Origin of the sequence: Streptomyces sp. NBC_01016 (genome assembly GCF_026341035.1) — a bacterium.
GTDB lineage: Bacteria > Actinomycetota > Actinomycetes > Streptomycetales > Streptomycetaceae > Streptomyces.
In genome coordinates this window covers 1-22177 of record NZ_JAPEOQ010000002.1, presented here as the reverse complement: position 1 = coordinate 22177, position 22177 = coordinate 1, and the positions used below count along the sequence as shown (strand labels likewise).

Annotated in this window: 40 protein-coding genes and 1 pseudogene; 36 read left to right on the top strand and 5 right to left on the bottom strand. The window is 70.6% G+C overall.

Annotated features, from left to right (window positions below):
• Nucleotides 1-49: 49 nt before the first annotated feature.
• The 13 genes from OG746_RS26880 (at nt 50) to OG746_RS26820 (ending at nt 5445) form a co-directional block, all read left to right on the top strand.
• On the top strand, nt 50-481 hold the full coding sequence (locus tag OG746_RS26880) for a hypothetical protein (RefSeq protein ID WP_266710511.1): 432 nt from the start codon (nt 50-52) through the stop codon (nt 479-481).
• A 76-nt stretch (nt 482-557) separates the two neighbouring features.
• Nucleotides 558-1091 carry a hypothetical protein gene (locus tag OG746_RS26875; protein ID WP_266710513.1) on the top strand — a complete coding sequence of 178 codons (534 nt, stop codon included), beginning with the start codon at nt 558-560 and terminating at the stop codon, nt 1089-1091.
• Nucleotides 1088-1264 (top strand): hypothetical protein, encoded by a 177-nt coding sequence (locus tag OG746_RS26870; RefSeq protein WP_266710515.1) that lies wholly within the window; start codon nt 1088-1090, stop codon nt 1262-1264. The genes OG746_RS26875 and OG746_RS26870 overlap by 4 nt, the downstream gene beginning before the upstream one ends.
• Entirely contained in the window at nt 1264-1620 is a 357-nt protein-coding gene (locus OG746_RS26865; RefSeq protein WP_266710517.1) for a hypothetical protein, read from the top strand. Before OG746_RS26870 ends, OG746_RS26865 begins: the two co-directional genes overlap by 1 nt.
• Nucleotides 1621-1737: 117 nt before the next feature.
• Nucleotides 1738-2196, top strand: a complete 459-nt coding sequence (locus OG746_RS26860) for a hypothetical protein (protein ID WP_266710519.1) — start codon at nt 1738-1740, stop codon at nt 2194-2196.
• 54 nt (nt 2197-2250) lie between these two features.
• The gene (locus tag OG746_RS26855; protein WP_266710520.1) at nt 2251-2403 is read left to right on the top strand and encodes a hypothetical protein; all 153 of its coding nucleotides are present in this window, start codon (nt 2251-2253) and stop codon (nt 2401-2403) included.
• On the top strand, nt 2400-2792 hold the full coding sequence (locus OG746_RS26850; RefSeq protein WP_266710521.1) for a hypothetical protein: 393 nt from the start codon (nt 2400-2402) through the stop codon (nt 2790-2792). The genes OG746_RS26855 and OG746_RS26850 overlap by 4 nt, the downstream gene beginning before the upstream one ends.
• Entirely contained in the window at nt 2789-3610 is an 822-nt protein-coding gene (locus OG746_RS26845; RefSeq protein ID WP_266710523.1) for a WDGH domain-containing protein, read from the top strand. The genes OG746_RS26850 and OG746_RS26845 overlap by 4 nt, the downstream gene beginning before the upstream one ends.
• Complete coding sequence (locus OG746_RS26840) at nt 3607-3810, top strand: helix-turn-helix transcriptional regulator (protein WP_266710525.1); 204 nt, start codon at nt 3607-3609, stop codon at nt 3808-3810. Before OG746_RS26845 ends, OG746_RS26840 begins: the two co-directional genes overlap by 4 nt.
• A 2-nt stretch (nt 3811-3812) precedes the next feature.
• Nucleotides 3813-4076 (top strand): hypothetical protein, encoded by a 264-nt coding sequence (locus OG746_RS26835; RefSeq protein WP_266710527.1) that lies wholly within the window; start codon nt 3813-3815, stop codon nt 4074-4076.
• Between the two features lie 96 nt (nt 4077-4172).
• Nucleotides 4173-4919 (top strand): hypothetical protein, encoded by a 747-nt coding sequence (locus OG746_RS26830; protein ID WP_266710529.1) that lies wholly within the window; start codon nt 4173-4175, stop codon nt 4917-4919.
• 80 nt (nt 4920-4999) lie between these two features.
• The gene (locus OG746_RS26825; protein ID WP_266710531.1) at nt 5000-5218 is read left to right on the top strand and encodes a hypothetical protein; all 219 of its coding nucleotides are present in this window, start codon (nt 5000-5002) and stop codon (nt 5216-5218) included.
• 41 nt (nt 5219-5259) lie between these two features.
• Entirely contained in the window at nt 5260-5445 is a 186-nt protein-coding gene (locus tag OG746_RS26820; RefSeq protein ID WP_266710533.1) for a hypothetical protein, read from the top strand.
• Here the strand turns inward: OG746_RS26820 and OG746_RS26815 are convergent.
• A complete protein-coding gene (locus OG746_RS26815; protein ID WP_266710535.1) occupies nt 5434-5595 on the bottom strand; it encodes a hypothetical protein in 162 nt (53 codons plus the stop codon). The two genes, OG746_RS26820 and OG746_RS26815, sit on opposite strands and share 12 nt — an antisense overlap.
• Nucleotides 5596-5609: 14 nt before the next feature.
• A complete protein-coding gene (locus tag OG746_RS26810) occupies nt 5610-5822 on the bottom strand; it encodes a hypothetical protein (protein WP_266710537.1) in 213 nt (70 codons plus the stop codon).
• A gap of 114 nt (nt 5823-5936) precedes the next feature.
• Between OG746_RS26810 and OG746_RS26805 the strand changes: the two genes are divergently transcribed.
• Nucleotides 5937-6179: an ArsR family transcriptional regulator gene (locus OG746_RS26805; RefSeq protein WP_266710539.1), complete on the top strand. Its 243-nt coding sequence runs from the start codon at nt 5937-5939 to the stop codon at nt 6177-6179.
• Nucleotides 6176-6403 (top strand): hypothetical protein, encoded by a 228-nt coding sequence (locus OG746_RS26800; protein ID WP_266710540.1) that lies wholly within the window; start codon nt 6176-6178, stop codon nt 6401-6403. Before OG746_RS26805 ends, OG746_RS26800 begins: the two co-directional genes overlap by 4 nt.
• Here the strand turns inward: OG746_RS26800 and OG746_RS26795 are convergent.
• From OG746_RS26795 to OG746_RS26785, 3 genes are all read right to left on the bottom strand, one after another.
• The gene (locus OG746_RS26795) at nt 6375-6611 is read right to left on the bottom strand and encodes a hypothetical protein (protein ID WP_323179529.1); all 237 of its coding nucleotides are present in this window, start codon (nt 6609-6611) and stop codon (nt 6375-6377) included. The two genes, OG746_RS26800 and OG746_RS26795, sit on opposite strands and share 29 nt — an antisense overlap.
• A 93-nt stretch (nt 6612-6704) precedes the next feature.
• Nucleotides 6705-7151 carry a DUF6221 family protein gene (locus OG746_RS26790; protein WP_266710542.1) on the bottom strand — a complete coding sequence of 149 codons (447 nt, stop codon included), beginning with the start codon at nt 7149-7151 and terminating at the stop codon, nt 6705-6707.
• Between the two features lie 2 nt (nt 7152-7153).
• On the bottom strand, nt 7154-7444 hold the full coding sequence (locus OG746_RS26785) for a helix-turn-helix domain-containing protein (protein WP_266710544.1): 291 nt from the start codon (nt 7442-7444) through the stop codon (nt 7154-7156).
• Nucleotides 7445-7607: 163 nt separating this feature from the next.
• Between OG746_RS26785 and OG746_RS26780 the strand changes: the two genes are divergently transcribed.
• The 21 genes and pseudogenes from OG746_RS26780 to OG746_RS26680 form a co-directional block, all read left to right on the top strand.
• Complete coding sequence (locus tag OG746_RS26780; protein WP_266710546.1) at nt 7608-7778, top strand: hypothetical protein; 171 nt, start codon at nt 7608-7610, stop codon at nt 7776-7778.
• Nucleotides 7778-7954: a hypothetical protein gene (locus OG746_RS26775; protein ID WP_266710548.1), complete on the top strand. Its 177-nt coding sequence runs from the start codon at nt 7778-7780 to the stop codon at nt 7952-7954. Before OG746_RS26780 ends, OG746_RS26775 begins: the two co-directional genes overlap by 1 nt.
• 144 nt (nt 7955-8098) lie before the next feature.
• Entirely contained in the window at nt 8099-9505 is a 1407-nt protein-coding gene (locus OG746_RS26770; protein WP_266710550.1) for a hypothetical protein, read from the top strand.
• Nucleotides 9502-10161 (top strand): hypothetical protein, encoded by a 660-nt coding sequence (locus tag OG746_RS26765; RefSeq protein ID WP_266710551.1) that lies wholly within the window; start codon nt 9502-9504, stop codon nt 10159-10161. The genes OG746_RS26770 and OG746_RS26765 overlap by 4 nt, the downstream gene beginning before the upstream one ends.
• A gap of 10 nt (nt 10162-10171) precedes the next feature.
• Nucleotides 10172-10567 carry a hypothetical protein gene (locus OG746_RS26760; protein ID WP_266710553.1) on the top strand — a complete coding sequence of 132 codons (396 nt, stop codon included), beginning with the start codon at nt 10172-10174 and terminating at the stop codon, nt 10565-10567.
• Nucleotides 10567-11238, top strand: coding sequence for a hypothetical protein (locus OG746_RS26755; RefSeq protein ID WP_266710555.1), 672 nt, complete (start codon nt 10567-10569; stop codon nt 11236-11238). The genes OG746_RS26760 and OG746_RS26755 overlap by 1 nt, the downstream gene beginning before the upstream one ends.
• A gap of 88 nt (nt 11239-11326) precedes the next feature.
• Nucleotides 11327-11575: a hypothetical protein gene (locus OG746_RS26750; protein WP_266710557.1), complete on the top strand. Its 249-nt coding sequence runs from the start codon at nt 11327-11329 to the stop codon at nt 11573-11575.
• Between the two features lie 90 nt (nt 11576-11665).
• The gene (locus OG746_RS26745; protein WP_266710559.1) at nt 11666-11806 is read left to right on the top strand and encodes a hypothetical protein; all 141 of its coding nucleotides are present in this window, start codon (nt 11666-11668) and stop codon (nt 11804-11806) included.
• 192 nt (nt 11807-11998) lie between these two features.
• The gene (locus OG746_RS26740; RefSeq protein WP_266710561.1) at nt 11999-12736 is read left to right on the top strand and encodes a DNA-methyltransferase; all 738 of its coding nucleotides are present in this window, start codon (nt 11999-12001) and stop codon (nt 12734-12736) included.
• 192 nt (nt 12737-12928) lie between these two features.
• Nucleotides 12929-13324 (top strand): hypothetical protein, encoded by a 396-nt coding sequence (locus OG746_RS26735; protein WP_266710563.1) that lies wholly within the window; start codon nt 12929-12931, stop codon nt 13322-13324.
• Between the two features lie 73 nt (nt 13325-13397).
• Entirely contained in the window at nt 13398-13931 is a 534-nt protein-coding gene (locus OG746_RS26730; RefSeq protein WP_266710565.1) for a hypothetical protein, read from the top strand.
• Nucleotides 13931-15217, top strand: a complete 1287-nt coding sequence (locus tag OG746_RS26725; protein WP_266710567.1) for a PBSX family phage terminase large subunit — start codon at nt 13931-13933, stop codon at nt 15215-15217. The genes OG746_RS26730 and OG746_RS26725 overlap by 1 nt, the downstream gene beginning before the upstream one ends.
• Nucleotides 15214-15387 (top strand): hypothetical protein, encoded by a 174-nt coding sequence (locus OG746_RS26720; protein ID WP_266710569.1) that lies wholly within the window; start codon nt 15214-15216, stop codon nt 15385-15387. Before OG746_RS26725 ends, OG746_RS26720 begins: the two co-directional genes overlap by 4 nt.
• Entirely contained in the window at nt 15387-15590 is a 204-nt protein-coding gene (locus OG746_RS26715; RefSeq protein ID WP_266710571.1) for a hypothetical protein, read from the top strand. The genes OG746_RS26720 and OG746_RS26715 overlap by 1 nt, the downstream gene beginning before the upstream one ends.
• Nucleotides 15571-17085: a phage portal protein gene (locus OG746_RS26710; RefSeq protein WP_266710573.1), complete on the top strand. Its 1515-nt coding sequence runs from the start codon at nt 15571-15573 to the stop codon at nt 17083-17085. Before OG746_RS26715 ends, OG746_RS26710 begins: the two co-directional genes overlap by 20 nt.
• 10 nt (nt 17086-17095) lie before the next feature.
• Nucleotides 17096-19321 (top strand): phage minor capsid protein, encoded by a 2226-nt coding sequence (locus OG746_RS26705; protein WP_266710575.1) that lies wholly within the window; start codon nt 17096-17098, stop codon nt 19319-19321.
• 13 nt (nt 19322-19334) lie between these two features.
• A complete protein-coding gene (locus OG746_RS26700) occupies nt 19335-19490 on the top strand; it encodes an Rmf/CrpP fold protein (RefSeq protein WP_266710577.1) in 156 nt (51 codons plus the stop codon).
• A gap of 150 nt (nt 19491-19640) precedes the next feature.
• On the top strand, nt 19641-20447 hold the full coding sequence (locus OG746_RS26695) for a hypothetical protein (protein WP_266710579.1): 807 nt from the start codon (nt 19641-19643) through the stop codon (nt 20445-20447).
• A gap of 18 nt (nt 20448-20465) precedes the next feature.
• Entirely contained in the window at nt 20466-21416 is a 951-nt protein-coding gene (locus OG746_RS26690) for a major capsid protein (protein WP_266710581.1), read from the top strand.
• Between the two features lie 93 nt (nt 21417-21509).
• Nucleotides 21510-21785 (top strand): hypothetical protein, encoded by a 276-nt coding sequence (locus tag OG746_RS26685; RefSeq protein ID WP_266710583.1) that lies wholly within the window; start codon nt 21510-21512, stop codon nt 21783-21785.
• Nucleotides 21786-21819: 34 nt separating this feature from the next.
• Nucleotides 21820-22177 (top strand): annotated as a pseudogene (locus OG746_RS26680) (hypothetical protein); the annotation flags it as partial.

The following is a 22177-nucleotide window of genomic DNA, read 5'->3' as shown; positions in this document are numbered from 1 at the left end:
CCGCGCGCGAGACCCCGCCCAACCCAACGCCCCAGCAACGGAGATCACCATGACCGAACTCCCGTACACCGACGACGACCTCCACGACGAGGCCGCATACCAGCACTCCACGCTCACCGACGACCCGGACTTCCTCGGCGTCAGCGAACGAATGCAGGGCTCGGAGATCCCCGGCCTGATACCGCCGGCCGAGGCCGACGGGGCGGAGGGTCCGCACTGGGACGAGCTGCTCGACGAGGACCAGTTCGACCAGGCGCACCGCAAGATCCACGACCTGATCAACGACGCGGCCGACACGTCCCGTTGGGCCATCGACCTCGGCGCCGACAACCTCGTCCCGTCCACCGAGCACCAGCTCACGCTCGACGGCGACCACATGCCGATCGCCCGCATCCACTTCGCGTTCGAACCGCACATGAGCGACGAGATGAAGAACGGCCTCGTCACCGGCCTCGCGCAGGCCATCGCCGAAGCCCTCTGACGCAGCACCGGCCGCCCGCAGTCGAGTTGCGGGCGGCCGGTACCGCCAGTCCACCACACGACACCCCGGAGCCACCATGACCACCAACCCGGCCGGCGGGTGCACGACCCCGTGTATCGCCTGCATGACCGACGAGTCCCACGACCCCGCCCCGTCGCCCAGCCCTTGCCGCCGGACCGACGAGCACGACGCCCACGTGTTCGAGGTCTACAACCGCCCCTTCCAGTGCCCCGGCCGCGACAAGCCGCGCACCGACGCCGAGCGCCTCGCCGAACTCGGCCCGCTCGCCGCCGTCATCGCCGACAAGCTGCGCACCGTGCCCGTCCGCCTCGGTCCCGGTGGCGCCGACAACCTGGTCTCCGAACTCACCCTCGCCGTCGCCGTGTACTGCGGGAAGCACGTCCTCCCCGCCGGAGCTCCGTCTACACCCGCTGAGTTCGAGCTGCGCGGCACCACGGAGACCCGAGCCACCGCGTACCGCGACGCCGCGGACATCGCGATGAACGAAGCCTCCCGCCTGTACGACGACGTGGGACAGAAAGCAGCAGCCGGAGCCCGCGCCGTCGCGGAGCGCCTCCGCCGCATGGCCGACGAGGAGCAGCAGCCGTGATCGTCCACGACCTCGCCGACCTCGGCACCACCCTCATCGGCCGCGCCGTCCTCACCGTCGGCGCCACGGCCGGCGCCGCGACCGCGCTCCTCCTCGGCGGCCTGGCACTCGCCGCCCACCTCCGCGGCCGAGCCCGCACGGCCCGCGCTGTCGAGTACGAGGAGGCCGCGTGATGCCGATCCGCCCCGAGAACCGCGACCGCTACCCAGCCAACTGGCGGGAGATCAGCCTCCGCATCCGCACCATCCGCGCCGCCGGACGCTGCGAATGCCGCGGCGAATGCGGCGACAACCACAACGGCCGATGCACCGCCGAGAACGGCCAGGCGCACCCCGTCACCGGCTCCACGGTCGTACTCACCACCGCCCACCGCGACCACATCCCGGAGCATGTTGACGACGTCAACCTGTTCGCCGCTTGTCAACGCTGTCACCTCCGCTACGACGCCGCGCACCACCGCGCCACCGCCGCAGCCACCCGCCGCCGCGCCATCGAGGACGCCGGCCAACTCGCCCTGGCCGAACCGTGATCACCGCGCTCGCGGTCGGCCTCGTGCTCGGCCCGTTCGTCTCCGCGCTCCTGCTCACCATCCGGTGGGCAGGGCGCACCCTCCACCACCACACCACCAACCGGAAGGCCCACTGACATGGGATGGAACAGCGCGAACCGCATCTTCGACCCCGTCGCCAAGGCACTCGTCGAGACCGGCGCCGACGACGACACCAAGCGCAAAGTCCTCGGCGACCTCATCCGCGAACTCCAAGACGGCGACTGGGACACCGAAGACGAGTCGCTGGAGGACTTCCTCGACGACCCCGCCATCGTCTCCGCGTTCGCCGACCACAACGTCCACCTCAGCGATCGCCGATGCTGCCCGCGCGAACTCGGCGTCGGCCCCCGCGAAGCGCTACTCCTCATGCGCCGCGAGGACACCAGCGAGCAGCAGATGAACGAAGCCCTCCACGCGTACACCCACCACCTCGCCGAGACGATCCGCGCCAACCGCGACCACCTCCGCGGCTCGACCATGCCGGCCACCGCCGTCGCCGACTGGATAGCGGACCTCATCGACCCCGCCGAGCCGTCCGCCATCGCCCACAGCTGACCCCGTCCCGCCGCCTCACGCCCGAGGCGGCGGCCTACCCGGAAGGCGCGCACCGTGACCGCCGAACAGCTCGCCCTCGACGAAGCCGACGAGGACGACGACGAGCCCGCCCTCGACGAGCCGGGCCTCCCCGCCGACCTCCGCGGCCAACGCATCCCCGCCGGCGCCCACATCACCGACCTCCACCTCACCGGGAGCTACCTATGACACCCGCCCTCCGCACCGCCCGATGGCTCACCGCGGCCGCCACCCTCAGCAGCGGCACCGCCGCCTACCTCGTCGCCACCGGCTCGTACTGGTTCGCCGTCGGCGTCGTCTACGTGGCCGGCGTCCTCGCCTGGTGCGCATCCCGCGACTACGCCCGACACGGCCGCATCCAACTCCAGGCCCTCGGCCGCACCCTCACAGCGATCGAGTCGTCCACAGCGTGCTGCCACCTTGCGGAGCACTCCGACGGGCAAGCCCACAACCCGAGTTGCCTGCGCCGCCCGACCAGCGAGCTGTACGCCACGTGCTGCGTCGACGCGTTCGTCAGCCGCGGCGCGCAACACGAACCGACCTGCCCGTCCCGCACGACGAGGAGCAGCGCCGCATGACCAACCGCATCCCTCTGGACGAGATGACCAGCGACCAACTCGACGCCCTGTACGCGCGCGTCGAACGCGCCGAAGCAGCCCAGACCACGCCCGCGCTCCACGCCCAACTCCGCGCAGCCATCGAGCCCATCCTCGACGAGTACCCGGAGCACAACCGGACCGACGAACACGAGGCGCTCCTCGCCGAGATCACCACCGCCGTCCTCGGCGTCGTCCTCCCCGCCGCACGCACCACGGCCGCGATCGCCCGCATGTCCGAGGCCGAGGTCCACCGCGTCATCGCCGTCATCGAGCAAGGACCGCCCGACGAGCACCTCGACCCCCAGTGGGAACGAGGCTGGGACGCGGCCATGGACGCCATCCGCTCCGCCCTCGTGTCGTCGACGGAGTTGCGCAGCCCCGGCGACGAGGCACTGAAGCAGTACGACGCCGAGACCGAGCGCATCGAGGCCGAGAACGAACAGCTCAGCGCCGCGTACCGGGAGCGCGCGCATCTCGTCGCGCTCCTCGCCGCCATGACACCCGGCGCCGTCATCGCGCCCGCGCCCGACGTCGACGAGCCGGGATGGCAGATCGCCTACCTCACCATCGGCGGTCGGCAGGCGAGTTGGCACATTGCGCCGCGCGACGCCTACCTGTTCGCCGCCGTCGAGTACGTCGAGGCCGACGACCCGCGCGCGCAGTGGGACGGCCACACCACCGAGGAGAAGTACATCGGCATCGCTGCCTACACGGCCGAGCTGATGCGGCGCTGCGGGCCCGAGTGCGGCGAGATGCACACCGAGACCGGGCGCTGCGAGATCGCGAGGAACCGATGACCGAGAACACCGCACGACGCCCATTGGCCACGGCCGAGGAGATCGCCGAGTACTGCGGCGTCCCCCTCGGCACGGTCTACCAGTGGTCCAGCCGTGGCGGCGGCCCGAAGCTCATCAAGGTCGGGCGTCACCTTCGGGCCCGGTGGAACGACGTCGAGGCGTGGCTCGACGCACAGACGATCACGCCGAAGGAGCAGTAGCCGTGGCCACTCTGTCTATCTCCAGCGTGATCCTCCACTGCGACGGATGTGGCAAGCCGTTCAACGACGGCGAGTCGTTCCGGAGCAGCACCGAAGCGCGGGCAGCCGCCTACGCCGCCGGTTGGCGCTTCCCGCCCATGGTCACGAAGACCGGCAAGCCCTCCACACAGGGTTCCGATGCCTGCCCGAAGTGCCTGCCCACCTGGAAGACCCTGCCGCTTGCCTCACGCCACAGCTACCAGCGGCAGGACGGCAGCATCCGCTGACACAGCACGAAGGGGCGCGCCCACGATCTCCCCAGACCAGGCACGCCCCCACCGGTGGCCTCACCGTACCTGCCCCACGCACCACAGGAGCACTCGATGAACCCCACCGCCACCAACCTCCGTACCGTCGCGCTGCACTGGACGGACCTCCGCGAAGCCGCCGGAGCCCCAACCCAGTTGGGCGCCTTCGGCCTCGGCCTCCGCGGCTACCTCGCCCGCCTCGACGACGCCGACGCCGAGCAGCTCGAGTACGAGCGCCACCAGGCCGCGCACCTCCGCTCCCTCGAGCGCGACCCGCTCCAGCTCGGCGACCGCCCCACCCCGATCCGGTTGCACATCCTCGACACCATGCGCGCCGTCGAGGCCGCGCTCACCGCCTGCGCCGACGACATTGCACGGCAGGTACAGCGCACGCCGATGGCCATGCCGACCGCACGCCACGCCACCTACGCCAGCCAGCGCGAGGCCGACATCGCCCACCGCGACCGGCAGCGTCAAGCCGTCCTCGCCCGCGCTGATCTGGCCGACCCGCGCAGGTGGCGGCACACCGGCCGCCGCGACGCCGTACGCGCCGCCCTGTGGCTGTGCGCCCGCGTCGAATACCGGCCCGGCCCGTGCCAGCCGATCAACGAGCAGCACGCGAAGCGCATCGGCATGGTTGCGGCCGGCGCCGCCGAGCGCGTCGAGCGCGCCCTCGACATCGCGGCGCAGCAGCGGACGATCGCCCAACGGTGCGCGTGCGGTGGGGAGATCACGATGCACGGCGGCGAGGGCCGGGCCCCGGTCGCGCACTGCGAAGGCTGCGGACGGATCTGGACAGAGGGCGGACTCGTCGCCGCTTGACGACGCCGGAGCATGCGTCAGTGTCGGCCTGTACCTTAGGAGTTAGGCGCGGGGCCTGGATAACACGAAGGTGGTATTCGATGTTCAAGTCCCGCCGCATCTACTTCTACGGTGGCCCGTTCGACGGCCTTGACTGGCCGTGGCCGAAGTCCGACAAGGTCGACCGTTTGATCCTTGTCGAGTACGACCCGGACCCGACTCAGCTCGCGCTCTATGGCATCCGTGAGTCGGCCCTCGTGGCGCAGGACCAGGAGATCATCTACGACTACGCCGGGATGATCTCCGCCACGGCAGAGTAGGCATCGAGTGACTGCCGGCTAGTGGGGCGCGTTATCCAGTCGTGGACCTCGACGACGTGACCTTCGTGCCCCCGCCGCCCGCCCCGCTGCTCCCTGTGCTCAGCCTCGATGACGCACACGAGCTGATGGGGCTCCTCGCCGACATCCGCGACGGGCACGAGCCTGACGTCGAGCTCGCGCGCTACCTGCTCGGGAACCTCGCGGCGAGGGTGCCGTCACTCCCCTGAGGGAGGCTCGTCCGCACGTCCGCGATGGACCGGACACACCCAGTCCTGCTCGACATCCGGCACGTCCGGATCCGTGCGGCGCGAGACCTCGACCTTGGGGCGCCCACAGAGCTGGCAGCGAGGTGGCTTCTCGTCGAACTCGTAAGCCATGGCTCCTCCTCGGGTTATGCCGCCTCGTAGTGGTGCGCGCGCCCGCCCCGCCACTTCACCCACGACGGATCATCGAGCAGCTCCTCGGCGCCTTCCAGCCCGGCCCGGCGCAGGAACTCCACGACGTCGTGATCGGAGTGTGCGAGGCCGAGGATCTGCCCGCGCGCGACGAGGCGCCGGCCGCCCGTGCCGAGCGGCGGGTGCACGACTATCGGGGCGCTCGCCATACCTCCAGGGTGCACCTGCCGGGCGAGGCTCGCAGGTCGCACGCTTCGTTGCCGAATAAATCGAACACGTGCTCTAGTTGAAGGGAAGTGATCGCCAAGCCTCCGGGGGTGACCATGTCCCGCACCATCCACTCGCAGCCCGCCGACATGCGACAGGCCGGCATCGAGCAGGCGTACCGCGAGCTGCTCCTCAAGCTCGAAGGCGAGCCGAGCGTGCGCGAGCTGGCCGACGCCGTCGGCGTCACCCCCTCGACGATCAGCCTCCAACTCAAGAAGATGCGCGAGCGCGGCATCGACATCCGCACGCGCGGCTGGAGGCGCCGACGCATGTGCCCGCACTGCGGCGGCGACCTGTGACCTACACCCCGCCCGGCCGCTACCACGTCGCCTTCGACCGCGACGGCGCGCGGATCCTGGACGGCTGGTGGGACGACCCGGATACGGCCGACCGAAAGTTCGACGGGCTCCGGGCGCAGCACGAGGAGCACGCGAGTGCGCGGCTGCTCCTCACCGAGTGGGACGACGGGCGGGAGTGGCCGCTCCGCGAGTGGCCTACTCCGGCTTCGGGGGGTGCCGGGTGATCTGCCGGAGCTGCTTCTCGACGTCGAACCGACTGAGGCCGTTGTCCTTGGCGTGCGCAGTGACCGCGGCCTGAGCCTCGGCCACCTTGTCGAACCAGAGCTCGCGCTGTGCCGTGAGCTCGTCGCCGTCGAGGTGCTCCAGCTTCTTGCCCTCGTCGTCGGCCGCGCGCTGAAGCTTGGTCAGGTCATCCGGAAGTTCGATCGCCACGAACCGGATCTTAAGCCGCGCCCCACGACGGGGCGCGGCGGGCACGACGAAGCCCCCGCACCCAGCCGGGGCGGGGGCTCAACTGCGACAGTCCTAGGGGCGCCACTCATCGAGGAAGCCGGGCCGTTCCGTGTACGGGGAAGCGAGCGCCTTCACCACCGGTCGCAGCGCGACGAGCCCCATCTTCGCCGGGCCGCTCAGCATGGAGTCGGTGGACGTCGCTGCATCGAGATGCAGCTGAACGGTCGCGAGGATCTCCCGCTTGGCGTCGATCTCACGCAGCACCCGCGCCGGATCATGCTCGGCGATGTGCCGTGCCACGGCCTCGTCGTCCGCTGCCTGCGGCCGGTAGTCCACGACGCCTTCGTCAGCCCCGTCGATGACGACCCAGCGTGCCTCACGATGCACGAAGCCAGGCCCGCGATCGTAGGACCTCCAGCGGCCGCTACCAAGAGCGGCGTCGTCGTCCCACAGGGTCGCCCGCGCGATCCGCTCGTCTTCGTCGAGCTGAGCACCGAGCCACCGCACGAGATCATCCACCGCTAAGACTCCTCCTTGCGCGGCCGATTCTTTCCCGACCCCGAATAGCCGACCTCGATGTCCTGCACCGTCCGCAGCGACACCCCGAGCGTGGCCGCGATCTTCCGATACGACACCGGCGGCTCCTGCGCCCGCATCTCCAGTACAACCGCCCGCCGATCCTCCCGCCAACGCTGCGCCCTCGCCGCCTGATCCGCGAGCACCTCGCCGATAGCCCTGGCGCGCACCTCCGGATCGGCAATCGCCTCCACCGCGTTCATGGCTTCGATCACCCGCTGAGCCTCCTCGGTCACACCCGGCCTCATCTCGATTGGGCGGGCCGCTTGCCACGAGTGTATGGGGTCCCATACATTCGTGAAAGCAGCCCGGCACGGCTGATGCACAAAGCCCCCGGCCCGGCGCTGGAACGCCATATGGGCCGGGGGCGCCCACCTTCAACTCCACGAAGAGGCAGGCATGCCCAACGGTACCGATCAGTCCCCGCCCGATGAAGCCGCACGCGTCGCCGCGCTCCACCAGGAGGCCGCCGCCGACTACGCCACGGCGCAGAACCCCGCGCAGCAGGCCGCCGCCCGCGACCAGCTCGCCGAGGCCCGCGCGCACGGCAACGAGCAGGCGGCCACCTGATGCCGGACACCTTCGGCGGCACCTGGAACCGACCCCGGAACTCGGACCGCGGCCGCTCCCAGCGCGAGATCCAAGAACGCGTCAGCTATGACCACGAGCCGCAGACCGGGTGCGGGGCGATGTTCCTGCTGTGCGTCCTCGCCGTGGCCGCCGTGATCGGTGCGGTGCTCGCGTGAGGGGCAGCCCCTGGGAGTTCCTCGGCATCGTCGCGTGCCTCGCAGCCGGGGTCTTCGCCGTCGTCTGGATCACCACCCACTGACCGGCCGGGCCCGCCTCACCCCCGGTGCGGGCCCGGCCTCCTCATCTCTGGAGCAGCACCAGTGATCGTTGACCAGCTCACCGAGTGGGCGGTCGCCAACCCTTGGCCGGCCGCCATCACCGCAGTGTTCGCGGTCGTCGTCGTCACCTTCCTTGCCGTGGCCCTGTGGCATGCGGCGGACGCGATCCGTGCGTTCAGGTTCCCGCCCGCCGCCGTTCTCGTCGCCGCAGCCGGGGCCCTCGTCTGCACCGCTTACTCCGGCGACACGAGCTGGCGTTTCGCCGAGAACTGGCTCGACATGGCCGACGCCACCGAGCGGGCCGCGATGTTCGCCGCGGCCGAACTGGCCCTCCTCGCCTGCGGGATCATGGCGCGCGCCCACAAAGCCGCGACCACCACCGACGCCAAGGCGGGCACCGGCGGCGTGCCCGGCGTCCTCATGTGGCTCATCACCGCCGTGCTCGTCATCCCCTGCTACGCCGAGTCCGGCATCGTCGGCGGCACCGTCCGCGCCGTCATCGGCCCCGTCATGGCCGGCATGCTCTGGCACCTCGCCATGGGCCTGGAGATCCGAGTCGCCCGCCCGGCCGCGCTGTCCTCCGGGCTGCTCCCCGTCATCGGCCGCGAGCTGCGCGAGCGGATGTTGTCCCGCCTCGGCCTCGCCACCCGCGACCGCACCGCCGAGCAGATCAGCCGCGACCGGGCCACCGCGCGCGCCGTACGCCTCGCGTCCCGGCGCCACCTCCGTGCGTGGGGACGAGCCCGACTCGCTGCCGCGGTCGCCCGCGCCTGCGTCGGGATCGACGGGGCGCAGCGTCACCGGCTCCTCCTCGAACTCGCCGCCCGCCGTACCTCGGCGGAGCTGCGGACCGTACCTCTGGTGTCGCCGTGGGCGAGTACACCCGTACTCGACGAGCCGCACCCGCCCACCCCGCTCGGCGTGGCCGGCGCCGAACTCCGACGCCTCGACCCGTTCGAGGTCGTCACCCAAGTACGGGCCGCGCACCCGCTGAAGACCGCGGCCGAGATCGCCGCCCTGTGCGGCGAGTACGGCGTACCCGTCTCCGAGACACAGGTACGCATCGCGACCCGAGCAGGGTTCCCACCTGCACAGGTACACCCCGCGGTACACCCCGCGCCCGTACTTCCCGAACTGCCCGAGCCGGAAGCCGTGCACGAGCAGGGCCTCGTACTCGACCTCGCGCTCACCGACGCCATCCCGAACCCGATGGCCGCACCCGTACCCGTACTCGCCGCGGACCGTACCCGCGACGAAGTACACGCCCGCGTACCCGACGGCGACGTACCCGCCGAACTCCTCGACCGCGCCCGCGAGATCGACGCCGAGTACAGGCGCACCCACCGCGGACAGCCCGCCTCGATCCGCGCCCTCAAGACCGCACTCCGCATTGGCCAGCCGCGCGCCGAGCAGGTACGCGACGCCCTCGCCGAGAGGCCCACCCCATGACCGACACCCGACCCGGACCCGACGAGCTGCGCATCCGCGGCATCCTCCGCAAGCACGGCGTCGGCCCGGATGCCGACGAGGAGCAGCCGCTCCCCGCCGCGCCCGCACGCCTGCCCGCCGGATTCCAGCCCGCCCCGGATCCGGACGACTGGTTCACCCGGCTCTACGGCCCGGACGGCGAATCACCCATCGGACCTGCGACCAGCACGGACACCGGTCCGGATCCGGAGGACGACGAGCCGCAGGAGCAGCCCACCCCGCGCAAGCGCGCCCCGCGCCTCAAGACGCGCTCCGGCAGCAAGCGAGCCAAGACCAAGAAGCCGAAGCAGGAACACCCGGCAGTCGCCGACCCGCGGCAGTCCCTCATGGACGCGCTCGACAACGTCCCGCCCCGCATCCGCCGCCTCGCTGCCAACCTCGCCGCGGCCGGCCTCGGTTGGTCGCTCGGCTGGGTCGACTTCGCCGAGGACGTCGTCGCGTGGATCCACGCGCACGGCCCCATCGACGCTCAGTCGATCTTCTGGTTCGTCGTCGGGCTCGCCTGCCTGGCCCTGTACCGGCGGTCGCGCCGCTGGTGGTGGCCCGTCGCCTGGATGGCCTCCGTTCCCGCTGCTACTGCCCTCGCTGGCGTGCTCCTGTACGCCCCAACCGCTTAAGGATCATCGCGTGTTCGGAGACCTCGGCCCCGTCGGCATCGCCCTCGTACTGACTGTGCTGCTCATCGTCGGCATCCCGGGCGGCGGCAAGCTCAAGCCGCTCGGCTGGTGGACAACGCTGCTCGTCGCGATGCTCGCAGCCAGCGCCTACAAGGCGGCGGGCGGCCCGTTCAACATCGTTCCGGACGCGGCCGGTACCGTCATCAACTTCCTGCGTGGCCTGACCAAAGGGGCCACGATGCCGGCGCTGGCGCTCTCCACGGCGATCGTCATGCTCTATCTGAAGCTGTCGACGAAGCAATTGGGCTTCGTCACGCTGGTGTTCTTCTACCTCGCGCAGGGCGCGGGCGGGAACTGGACCTACCTCGCGGACGCGATCGAGAACGCGCGGATCGGTCTCCAGTGATGCACATCAGCCTGCGTAAGAAGCCGGCCGCCCCGGAGCCGGAGCCCGTCGAGGAGGCCGAGCAGGACGTCGAGGAGCAGGAGCTTGGGGAGGAGCAGGAGGACGGGAAAGCTCTCTCGCTCCCCGCCGCCCTGGTCCATGCCGTGAAGGCGTGGTTCGCCTGGGGCACGGCCCGCCTTGGCGCCACCGCCACGTACTGGGGGCACGTGTTCGCCGTGTGGGCCTGCGCCTACTACCGCGGGTGGGTCCTCATCGCCGTACCCCTGGTGCTCCTCACGGTCGTCGGCCTGTTCGTTCCCCGGTCCGCGATCAACCAGTTCGCCGAGCGGGTCGAGGAGCGACGCGGCACCGCCAAGCGGGCCGACGCCGAGGCCGTCGAGGAGCCCCCGATCGAGCCGCTCCTCGGCCTCCTGCAACACCTCATCGGGGACGCCCGCGGGGTGCACCTCAAGACCCTCCTGGAGCACCTCGAAAAGGGGGCCGCGCAGGCGGGGCAGGAGCCCCCGTCGCGGGCCGACGTCGAGGCCAAGCTCGCGGCCCTCCGCGTGCCCCTCCGCCCCTCCGTACGGAACGCCGCAGGGAGGGTCAACCGGGGCGTGTACCGGGCCGACCTGGAGGCCGCTCTCGCCCCCTCTCCCGACGAGGCGACCGATCCGGCCCCTGACGTGTAGCTACCGCCGTAGCTACGTCCCTGACCAGCCATGTAGCAGCCCCCGCTACACCCGTAGCGGCCCGTAGTAGCAACCCCTGGAGCACCTCGTGCCGTACCTGTACCGCTGCGCCCAGTGCCGCACCGAGGCGCCCGAGAGACGCGACGCCAAGACGGAAGCGGAGGCCGACCAACAGGCGCACCGCGATGCCGCGCACGGCGGCCACCGGCCCATCGACGGCGACGGCATCGACCACGTCCACGCGGCCGGCCGCGGCGACGGCTGGCTCCCCAACGGGAGCTGTCTCGCCGTGCTCGTGCTGCTCGCCCTGGTCCTCTCGAACTGTTGGGGCCGCTGACCAACCCATAAGCCCCGGGGCGGCCGACTGCTGCCAGGCGCCCGACCGCCCCGGTTCACCCATCCCGATTCACGAGACAGGAGCGCCATCGTGCCACTGCCCAAGGACATGCCGATACGCGACCCGAAGCGCGCGGAGACCGACACGGAGAACGCCACCGAGTACCGGGCCTCGCGGGGCGGGTACTACCCCGTAGAGGAGAAGCCCGTTCCGGGTGCGCCGAAGCAGTAGCTCCGCCACACTGAACGCGCACGCCGGGTTGTGCCCGGCAGTGAGGCCCCGCCGTGCATCCCCCGTCGCGGCGGGGCCTTCGCGTTCCAACAGGTTTCAATGGGCAACTACCTGAGAAGAACGATCACGCTGCCAGGCCACCGCTAATGACTCGCTCGCATCCCAGCGCACGCGACCCAGCGAAAGGCCACCATGCCCAACTGGACACTGCACACGGGGGACGCCCTCACCCTGCTTCCTGCTCTCGACACTCCAGTCGACGCAGTCATCTGCGACCCGCCATACAACAGCGGCGGCCGCACCATGACCGAGCGCACCGCCCGCACCGCCCGAGCGAAGTACCTCACAGAAGCCGGCCGCAACCACGGGCACGACCTCGGCGACTTCACCGGCGAGAACCGCGACCAACGCTCCTACCTCGCCTGGCTCTCCCTGATCCTCGCCGAATGCCACCGGCTCACTCGGCCCGGCGGCGCCGCCCTCGTCTTCACCGACTGGCGCCAACTTCCCGTCACCACCGACGCCCTACAGGCTGCCGGCTACACCTGGCGCGGCATCGCCGTATGGCACAAGCCCACCGCGCGGCCCCAGCCTGGCCGTCTGCGACAGGAGTGCGAGTTCATCGTCTGGGGCAGCAACGGCCCGGTCTTCACCGGCGACGAGCCCGTCTATCTCCCCGGGCACTTCACCGGCAGCCAGCCCCGCGGCGCCCGGCGGCGCCACATCACACAGAAGCCCGTCGATGTGATGCGGGAGCTCGTACGTATCGTGCCCCGAGGGGGAACGGTGCTGGACCCATTCACCGGCGCGGGCACTACCGGGGTTGCCGCTCTCGAGGAGGGGCGCTCGTTCGTCGGCATCGAGCACTCCGCCGCGTACTCTGCCGTGACGCGTGAGCGCCTGGCATCAGTACAGGTGTCTTTGGCTTGACCCCGGGCCCCCAGGAGCATCTCCACGCGAACCTCAACTTTGCTTGACGTTCGCGTGGATCATGCCCCATAGTGGGCCGCAGATTTGGCATGCCCGGAAACAGGCAAACCCACAAAAGGTCCGCAACGGGCATTCCCACTTACACCACACGCCGCGATGATGGCCCCTCAGCACACCCGTCCTGGGGGGACCATGAACCGCCGCACCACCGCCGCCGGCCTACTCGTCACCGCGGCCCTCGCACTCACCGCCTGCTCGTCCGTCGACAACGGCGACGCCAAGCCCAAGGCAAGCGCCACCGACAAGCCGAAGGCAAGCGCCACCGAGAAGGCCAACCCGAACAAGCTCGACGATGCCGGCAAGTTCGCCTGCGACGACTTCGCCAAGGACTACCAGAGCGCGGACACCACACAGGCCCGCCTCGACCTCGCCCACAAGGTCAACAAGTGGGCGCCGAAGTCGTACACCAAGAACATCGCCGACAACGGCAAGGTGCTCGCCCGCGGCGCGGGCGGCTCCGACGGGTCGTGGCAGATCGCAGCGGACACCTTCGCTCAGTCCTGCCTCGACGCCGGCTGGAAAGCCTGACCGACCCCACTGACGAGCCCGGCCGCACACGTCCCCGCGGCCGGGCTCCCGCATGTCCCGAGGAGGTGACCCTGTGCCGAACCAGTACACCCACACGGTCACCGAGGCCGAACTCACGCAGCTCCGGGAACTCCACCGGCAGGGCCTTGGCCGCAACGCCATCGCCCGCGCCATGGGCCGCAGCCTCCGCACCATCAGCGTGTACGCCGCGCGAATGGACCTGTCCTTCGATCGCACCCTGACGGAGGAGGCCACGCGCGCACGGAAGGCCGACCTCGAAGAGCGGCGCATCATGCTCGCCGAGGCCCTCCAAGGCGACGCCGAACGCCTCACCGAGCAACTCTGGACGCCCTCAAAGGTGTTCAACATCGGCGGCAAGGACAACACGTACACCGAGCACGACGTCGACGAGCCGCCCGCGGACGCCAAGAAATCACTGATGGCCGCAGCCGGCATCGCCATCGAGAAGTCGATGAAGCTGATCCCGCCAGAGGTCGACGAGACCAACGTCATGGCGGCCCGGTCGATGCTCGGCTCGCTGGCCGATGGACTGTCCCGACTGGCCGCTCAGGAGCCGTCTGGGGAGGACGACAGCGGGGAGGGCTGATGCTCGACTCGCTGCCCCTGTCACGGAAGCAGATCAGTTCCATCGCGGGCGCGCAGGCGCGCATCAACGTGTGGCACGGCGCTATCCGTTCGGGCAAGACGATCGCCTCGTTGGTCGCGTTCCTGATCGCCGTGTCGGTCGCCCCCGCCTCGGGGCTGATAATCATCGTGGGCAGGTCGTTGCAGACGATCGAGCGGAACGTGTTGGACCCGCTCCAGGACGAGGCCCTGTTCGGCCCGGTCGCAAAGCTCGTCGTGCACACCCGTGGCGCGACCACCGCAACGATCCTCGGCCGCACTATCCACCTCATCGGCGCCGCCGATTCACGGGCCGAGGGACGGCTCCGCGGTATGACGTGCTGCCTCGCCTACGTCGACGAGGCCACGCTCATGCCGCGCGGATTCTGGAACCAGCTCCTCGGCCGCCTCTCCGTGAAGGGCGCCCGGCTGCTCGCCACGACCAACCCCGACAACCCCGGCCACTGGTTGAAGAAGGAGTTCCTCGACCGCGCCGGCGAACTCGACCTCAGGCAGTGGCACTTCACTCTCGACGACAACCCCGCCTTGGACCCGGCATACGTGGCCTCACTCAAGGCCGAGTACGTCGGCCTCTGGTACCGGCGGTTCATTGCCGGACACTGGGTCCAGTCCGAGGGCGCGATCTACGAGCAGTTCGATCCGGAGCAGCACGTCGTCAAGACGCTGCCGCGCATCGAGCGGTGGCTGTGCGATGCGATCGACTACGGCACCGTGAACCCGTACGCCGACCTCCTGTTCGGCATCGGCCGGGACCCGGGCACGGGACGATCGCGGCTGTACGTGGCGAGCGAGTTCCGGTGGGACTCGCGGATGGAACGCCGCTCGCTCACCGACGCCGAGTACAGCAAGGCCCGACGGGCGTGGCTGGCCCGAGTGCCGCAGCCGGAGAGCAACGTCGTCGGCGTCGCCCCGGAGTGGACGATCGTCGACCCGTCCGCGTCGTCGTACATCGAGCAGCTGCACCGCGACGGCGTCAGCGGTGTGACGGCCGCCGACAACACCGTGCTCGACGGGATCCGTACCGTGTCGTCGCTCCTGGCGACCGGTGATCTCGCCGTACACGAGTCGGCACGCGGCCTCATCGACGAACTGCCCGGCTACTCGTGGGACGACGCGGCAGCGGAGCGCGGCGAGGACAAGCCCATCAAGGACAACGACCACAGCTGCGACGCGCTCCGATACGGCATCCGTACGACCGAGGCCCTGTGGCGGCCCTACCTGCCCACCCGACTGGAGGTCGCCGCGTGAGCCGAGAACAGCCACCGCCGATGACCCCGGAGGCGGCGATCGAAAACGCGGCCCGGCTCCTACGGCACGCCGAAGGGGAAACGAACCTCGTCCTGATGGAGCGGCTCGACGACCTCGCCGGGTCGTGGCTCGGCATGGCGAACCTACTGATGGAACGGGAGCGCGCCTGATGGCGGCAGAGATCAGCATGCCCGTTCACGTCCGCGTCGGTGAGCACGAAGGCCACTGGGGCGACCTCGCGGTACCGGTGATCGACGGCACCGTCACCGAGCGGGACGTACGGCGCCAACTCATTGCGTTCCTCCGCGATTGCGCTGGCCAACTGGAGGCCGAACTCACCGAGGAGGTGTCGGATGCCGCTGCCCACGAGTGACACCGTGTGGCCGCCCCCGCACCTCGGTCCCGCCCTCGACGCCATGCACACCTGGGACTCCTGGTGGTCCGGCGACCCCGACCGCCTGGAGCAGCTCTACGGCGGCAGCACCGGCGGCGGCCCCGACCCCAAGCGCATGCAGTACGCGGGCGGCGTCGTGGGCCGCATTGCCCGCTGGTGGTGGGGCACCCCGACCGCGCCCGGCGAACGCCGTACGAAGATGCACGTGCCGATCGCGGGCGACCTCTGCGGCGGATCCGCCGACCTCCTGTTCTCCGAGCCGCCGAAGCTCGTCGTCGAGGACACCGCGACGCAGGCCCGGCTCGACGAACTGGCCGATGACGGCATGCTCGCCACCCTCCAGACCGCGGCCGAAGTCGGCGCCGCGCTCGGCGGCGTGTACCTGCGCCCCGTCTACGACATCGACATCGCCGACCGTCCCTGGCTCGTCGCCGAGCACGCCGACCGCGCAGTCCCCGAGTTCACGTGGGGCAAGCTCAGCGCCGTCACGTTCTGGCGGGTAGTCGGCGAAGACGACGGCCAAGTCTGGCGCCACCTGGAACGGCACGAGCCGGGCGTCATCCTCCACGGCCTCTACCAGGGCACCCGCGACAAGCTCGGCCGGCCGGTGCCGCTGGAGGACAGTCCGGCGACCGAGGGCTATGCCGAGATCGTCAACGACCAGGGCGCGATCGAGACCGGCTACCCCCTGCTCGACGTGTCGTACATCCCCAACCAGGCGTCCCGCCGGTGGCGGTGCCGGCCGCGGCTCGCCGACCTCGGCCGCTCCGACCTTGACGGCGTCGAGCCGCTGATGGACGCGCTCGACGAAACCTACTCGTCGTGGATGCGGGACATCCGCCTCGGCAAGGGCCGCATCCTCGTGCCGAATGCGTACCTCCAGTCGCAGGGACCGGGGCGCGGCGCGTCGTGGAATCCGGATCAAGAGGCGTTCGCGGGGCTGGAGATGCTGGCGCGTGGCGACTCCGGTACGCAGCTCACGGTGGCGCAGTTCGCAATCCGCGTGCAGGAGCATCGGGACACGGCCGAGGATCTCGTGAACCAGATCCTCCGCAGTGCTGGCTACTCGGGGCAGACGTTCGGGCTCGGCGGCGACATCGCGGTGACCGCGACGGAGACCGTGGCCAAGGAGCGCCGTTCGATGACGACGCGCGGCCGGAAGATCCTCCGGTGGCGGCCCGAACTGGCGCACTCAGTCGAGGCGCTCCTCGCGGTCGACGCGTTCGTGTTCGGCACCGGCGTGCAGGCGCAGCGGCCGAACATCGAGTTCGAGGACTCCGTCCAGGAGGATCCGCTCAGCCTGGCCAATACGGCGGACGTACTGCGCCGCGCGCAGGCAACGTCGACCGACACCCTCGTCCGCATGGTGCATCCCGAGTGGGACGACAAGCAGGTACAGGCCGAAGTCGCCCTCATCCAAGCCGAGTCCGGTACTGCGGTGCCGGACCCGATGCAGATGGGCGACCTGCCGTAGGGGGTACGGGATGCCGGTGTCCCCGTGGATGGCCGAAGACCTGTCCGCGGGGGTACGGGACCTGTACGCGGCCGCCGAGGAGCGGCTCCTCGCCATGGTGGCCCGACGGCTCGCCGACGGCATCGACGCACCGCACTGGATGGAGGCCAAGCTCGCCGACATCCAAGCCCTGCGCCGCGGCGCTCAGGCGGTCGTCGACGAGCTCGGCAAGGCGACCTCGCTGGAGATCCATGACGCAGTCGCCGAGGCGTACAACGTGGGCGCCCGCGCGGGCATCCTCGAACTCGGCGCGCTCCACGACGACGATGCGCGCCGGATCGCCGAGGAGACGCCGGGCACCCGCCGCGTGGACCGCCTCGCCATCGAGGCCAACGAACTTGTCACCGCCTCGCACCGGGGGATCCTCCGCGGCGTCGAGGACGTCTACCGGCAGGTGATCGCGCAGTCAGCGGCGACCCCGCTCATGGGCGTCGACACGCGCAGGCAGGCCACCCAGCAGGCCGTGCAGCGGTTCACCGACCGGGGCATCGCCTCGTTCATGGACCGGGCCGGGCGCTCGTGGTCGATGCCTACCTATGCGGAGATGGCGACGCGTACGGCCGTGGGCCGGGCCGCTGTCGAGGCGCACGCCGACCAGCTCACCGCGGCCGGCGTCGACCTGGTCATCGTCTCGAACTCGCCGCACGAGTGCCCGCTGTGTCGCCCGTGGGAGGGCAAGATCCTCGCCCTGTCCGGCCCGTCGGGGCGGCGCACGGTCGAGGTCGAGCACGCCACCGAGGACGGCCGCATGGTTCGCGTCGACGTGGCTGGCACCGTCGACGAGGCGCGTATGGCGGGGCTGCAACACCCGAACTGCAGGCACACCGTGGGCGCCTACCTGCCGGGCCTCACGGTGCCGCCGAAGGATGCGGCCACGGATCCGGACGGGTACGAGGCGACGCAGCGGCAGCGCGAGATCGAGCGGCACATCCGCAAGTACAAGCTGCGCGCCGCATCCGCCGTCGACCCGGCAGCGAAGCGGGCCGCACAGGCGCGCGTGCGCGGCTGGCAGAAGTCCATGCGCGAGCACCTGGACAACCACCCGGAGCTGATGCGCAAGCGCTACCGCGAGCAGCCCGGCGCCTCCAACCTGTCGACCGGCACGCGGCCGCCGCAGGACGCCATCGAGGCCGCACGCCTCCGCGCGGGCGACACCCGGACTCCGGCCGAGATGAGCGACACGCAGCTCGGCCAGGCGATGCGCTCCGGCGCCCTCGACGACCGCGCGTTCGCCCGCGTCCGTGACGAGGCTGATCGCCGCGACCATGCGGCGCTCCTCGCGCGGATCCGGCCGCTCGGCCGGCTCGTCGACGACCTCACCGGCTTTGCCGATGACGAACTCGGGCGCGCACTGCGCGACATGGGGCCCGACGAGGCGCTCCGGATCGCTGCGGAACTCGACCGGCGCGACCTCGACACCGGCATGCCCGGCATCGACACCACGCTGGTCGGCATGTCCGATGAGGCCCTCGGCCTGCGCGCGGCCACCGCCAGCGGCGACCAGCTCTCCGCGATCGCCGCGGAGGCCGACCGCCGGCAGATGCTCGCCGCGATGTTCCCTGCCGGGCAACTCGCCGCGGATCTGGCGCCGTTCGGCGACGACATGCTCGGCTGGGCAATGCGGTACGCGGACGAACGGGCCGCAGCGAGGATCGCCGCCGAGCTCGACCGCCGTTACCCGCCCGAGCCCGCGCCCGCGGCAGCCGGCGCGCACACGGTCGAGGGCCAGCTCGCCGACCGGGCCGCCCTCGACGAGGCCCTCGGCCCGCTCGGCGACGTCGACGACTGGTCGCATCTGGTCGACGATCTCCCGGACCCGTATGCGGGCATGACGGCGACGGAGCGGTGGATCGCCGAGCGGGAGGCGGAGCAGCAGACGGCGCGCGGCGCGTACACCCGGAAGCAGATACGGGAGATGTACGACGAGCACGTGTGGGCGCAGTACATGGCCGCCGAGGACGCCACGAACGGCTACCTGTTGAGCCGGGAGGCCAAGGCCGCAGGCATCGACCCGGGCAGCCTCTTCACGGGCCCGTCACACGTCGCCTACGCGCGCGCCTCAGAAGACCTGAAACGGTGGTGGGCGGACAACCCGCGCACTACTCTGGCCGAGTACACCGAGATGGTCACCGGACAGGCCAGCGACGCCGCGAGTACCGCCCGCAAGGCCCGGAGTGACCAGCAGAACCGACTCTGACCCGGAGGCCGCTATGCCCCGCGAGCAGCTCGTACGCGCGCTCGGCGAAGGGCTGGCCGCTGGCCGCGAGAAGGCTCCGCCGTCCACGTGCCCGTACCCCGCTGGTGACCTGCGCCGTACGGCGTGGGTGCGCGGCTACGCGAAGGCCCGCCCGGTCAACCTCGGCTGAGATCAGCCCACTTCACGGCCCGCCTGGTGCGGGCCTTTTTTCATGCCCGGATCCGGGCCCACACACGTCCGGTGCGCCTGGCGCGCTCCGGCATGCAGACAGGTCCCGCCGGGTGCGGGGCCCACCTCTACGCGCACCAGGAGTGCACGCATGAACAAGCGAACTCTCGCCCGCCACCGCGCCCTCGACGGCGAAGGGTGGGCACACCCCTACGGGCACGCCCCTTTCGCCCCCTACCTGTACGCCGACGGCGGGGACGGAGACGACTCCGGATCCGACAGCGACGACAGCGGTAGCGACGAGGGCACGGACGTTTCCGGAGACGACGACGCCGGCGGGACCGGCGACGACGACGCTGGAGATTCCGACGCCAAGGGGAAGGACGACAAGCCGAAGCCGAAGCCGCCCGCGAAGAAGGACGGCGACGACGATCCGGCAGCCACGATCGCCCGGCTCCAGAAGGAGCTGAAGACGGCGAACGGTGAAGCCGCGAAGGCCCGCACCACGGCGAAGAAGTCCGCGGCGGACGAGGCACGTACGGAGATCGTGCAGGAGCTCGGCAAGGCGCTCGGCCTGATCAAGGACGACGACAAGACGCCTCCGGATCCGGCGGTGCTGAAGCAGCAGATCGAGCAGGCGACCGCTGCTCACCGCGAGACCGCGGTCGAGCTGGCCGTCTATCGGGGTGCGGCCAAGCACGGGGCCGACCCGGACGCGCTCACCGACTCCCGCACGTTCCTGAAGTCGATCGGGGATCTCGACCCGGGCGACGAGGAGTTCGCGAAGAAGGTCAACGCCGCGATCAAGCAGGCCGTGACCGACAACCCCAAGCTCAAGGCCGCGAGCCAGGCGCCCGCGCGCACATCGAGCGACTTCTCCGGCAGCACCGAGAAGCGCACGCCCACGAACAGCATCGATGCCCAGCGGGAAGCGCGACGGAAGTCGCGCGCTGGCTGACCGTAGAGAGGGCCCCTCATGGCCAACACGTTCCTCACCCCCGACCTGATCGCGACGCGCGCGCTCGCGACCCTGTACGAGACCACGCACATGGCGCAGCTCGTACACCGCGACTACGAGTCCGACTTCGCAGGAAGCCAGGGCGACACGATCACCGTCCGCAAGCCCGCGACGTTCACGGCGAACGAGTTCAACCGGGCCACGGGCATCGTGCCCCAGAACGCGACGGAGTCCGGGTTCCCGGTGGTTCTCAACCACCTGCCCGACGTGTCATTCGCGGTCACGACCGAGCAGCTCACGCTTGAGATCAACGACTTCGCCACGCAGCTCCTCGACCCCGCCATGGAGGCCATGGCGCAGAAGATCGACCGCGACCTCCTCGCACTGCGCGACGACATCTCTCAGACGGTCGGCCCCGTCTCCGAGAACACGGACGGGGAAAACTACAACTACCCGGCCGGGAAGTACCCGTGGTCCGACTCCCGGGTTCTCATCGAGGCCGGGGCACTCCTGGACACAAAGAGCGTTCCGGCGGCGGAGCGCCGCGTCGTGGTCGGGCCTCGCACCAAGGCACGTTGGACGGCCGAGAAGATCTGGCGTGCGGCCGACCAGCGGGGCGACACCGTGGGCCTGACCGAGGCCCAGTTCGGCGCCAACGCTTCCGGGTTCGCGCCGTACATGACGCAGAACATCCCGGGCCCGGCGGGCACTCCGGCGGCTGGTCAGCCGACGACCGAGGAAAACGTCGCGTTCCACAAGACGGCGTTCGCGCTCGTCACGCGGACGCTGGAGGTCCCCCCGGGCGCGCAGGACGCCACGATCATGAACTACAAGGGGTTCGCCCTCCGCGTGGTCTACGACTACGACATCAAGTACAAGCAGACCGTCGTGTCGGTCGACTGCCTGTACGGCACGAAGACCCTCGACGCGAACCGCGCGGTCCTCATCAAGGGCGCCGACGCGGCCTGATCCTCACTGGGGTGGTGGGTGGCTGGAGGGGCGCCGGGCGTGACGGCCTGGCGCCCCTCCGCATGCCTGCCCTGATCTGGCCCGGGAGGGCTCATGCCGAAGTACCGCAACAACAACACCGGCGATGTCGTCGAGTACGAGCACCCGGACGCGCGCCTGGAGATGCTCCCGAACTGGGAACGCCTCGACACCGAGGCCGCACCGGAAGACAAGGGCCCGGCCGACGAGCAGGACGGCCGGCCGTCCAAGAGCGCGAACAAATCCGAGTGGCTGGCGTACGCGCGCGCACAGGTGCAGGACGCCGACGAGAACGACGAGCTGGACACGCTCACCAAGGACCAGCTCGTCGAGCGCTACGGCGACGCGTAAGCCGCCCTATCTGCACGCCATTTGGGGGTGACGCATGCCCGGCCGCGTGTACGCGACGACAGCACAGCTCGCCGAGTATCTCGGCACTGATCCGCCCGCCGGCGCGGAACGCCTCCTCGCGCAGGCGTCACAGCTCCTCGACGCCGACTTCCTGCTCGCGGCGTTCTACGACACGGACGCCGAGGGCATGCCCGCCGACCCGGTGGTCAGCGAGGCATTCGCCACCGCCGTCTGCGCGCAGGTCGAGTTCTGGGGCGAGGTCGGCGAGGAGACCGACGTGTCGGGCCCGCTCCAGGGCGTCACCCTCGGCTCGCTCAGCCTTCAGTTCGGCGCAGGCGACAACAGGAGCAGCCCGTCGTACTACGCGCCCCGCCTGGTGCGCGCGCTCGCCG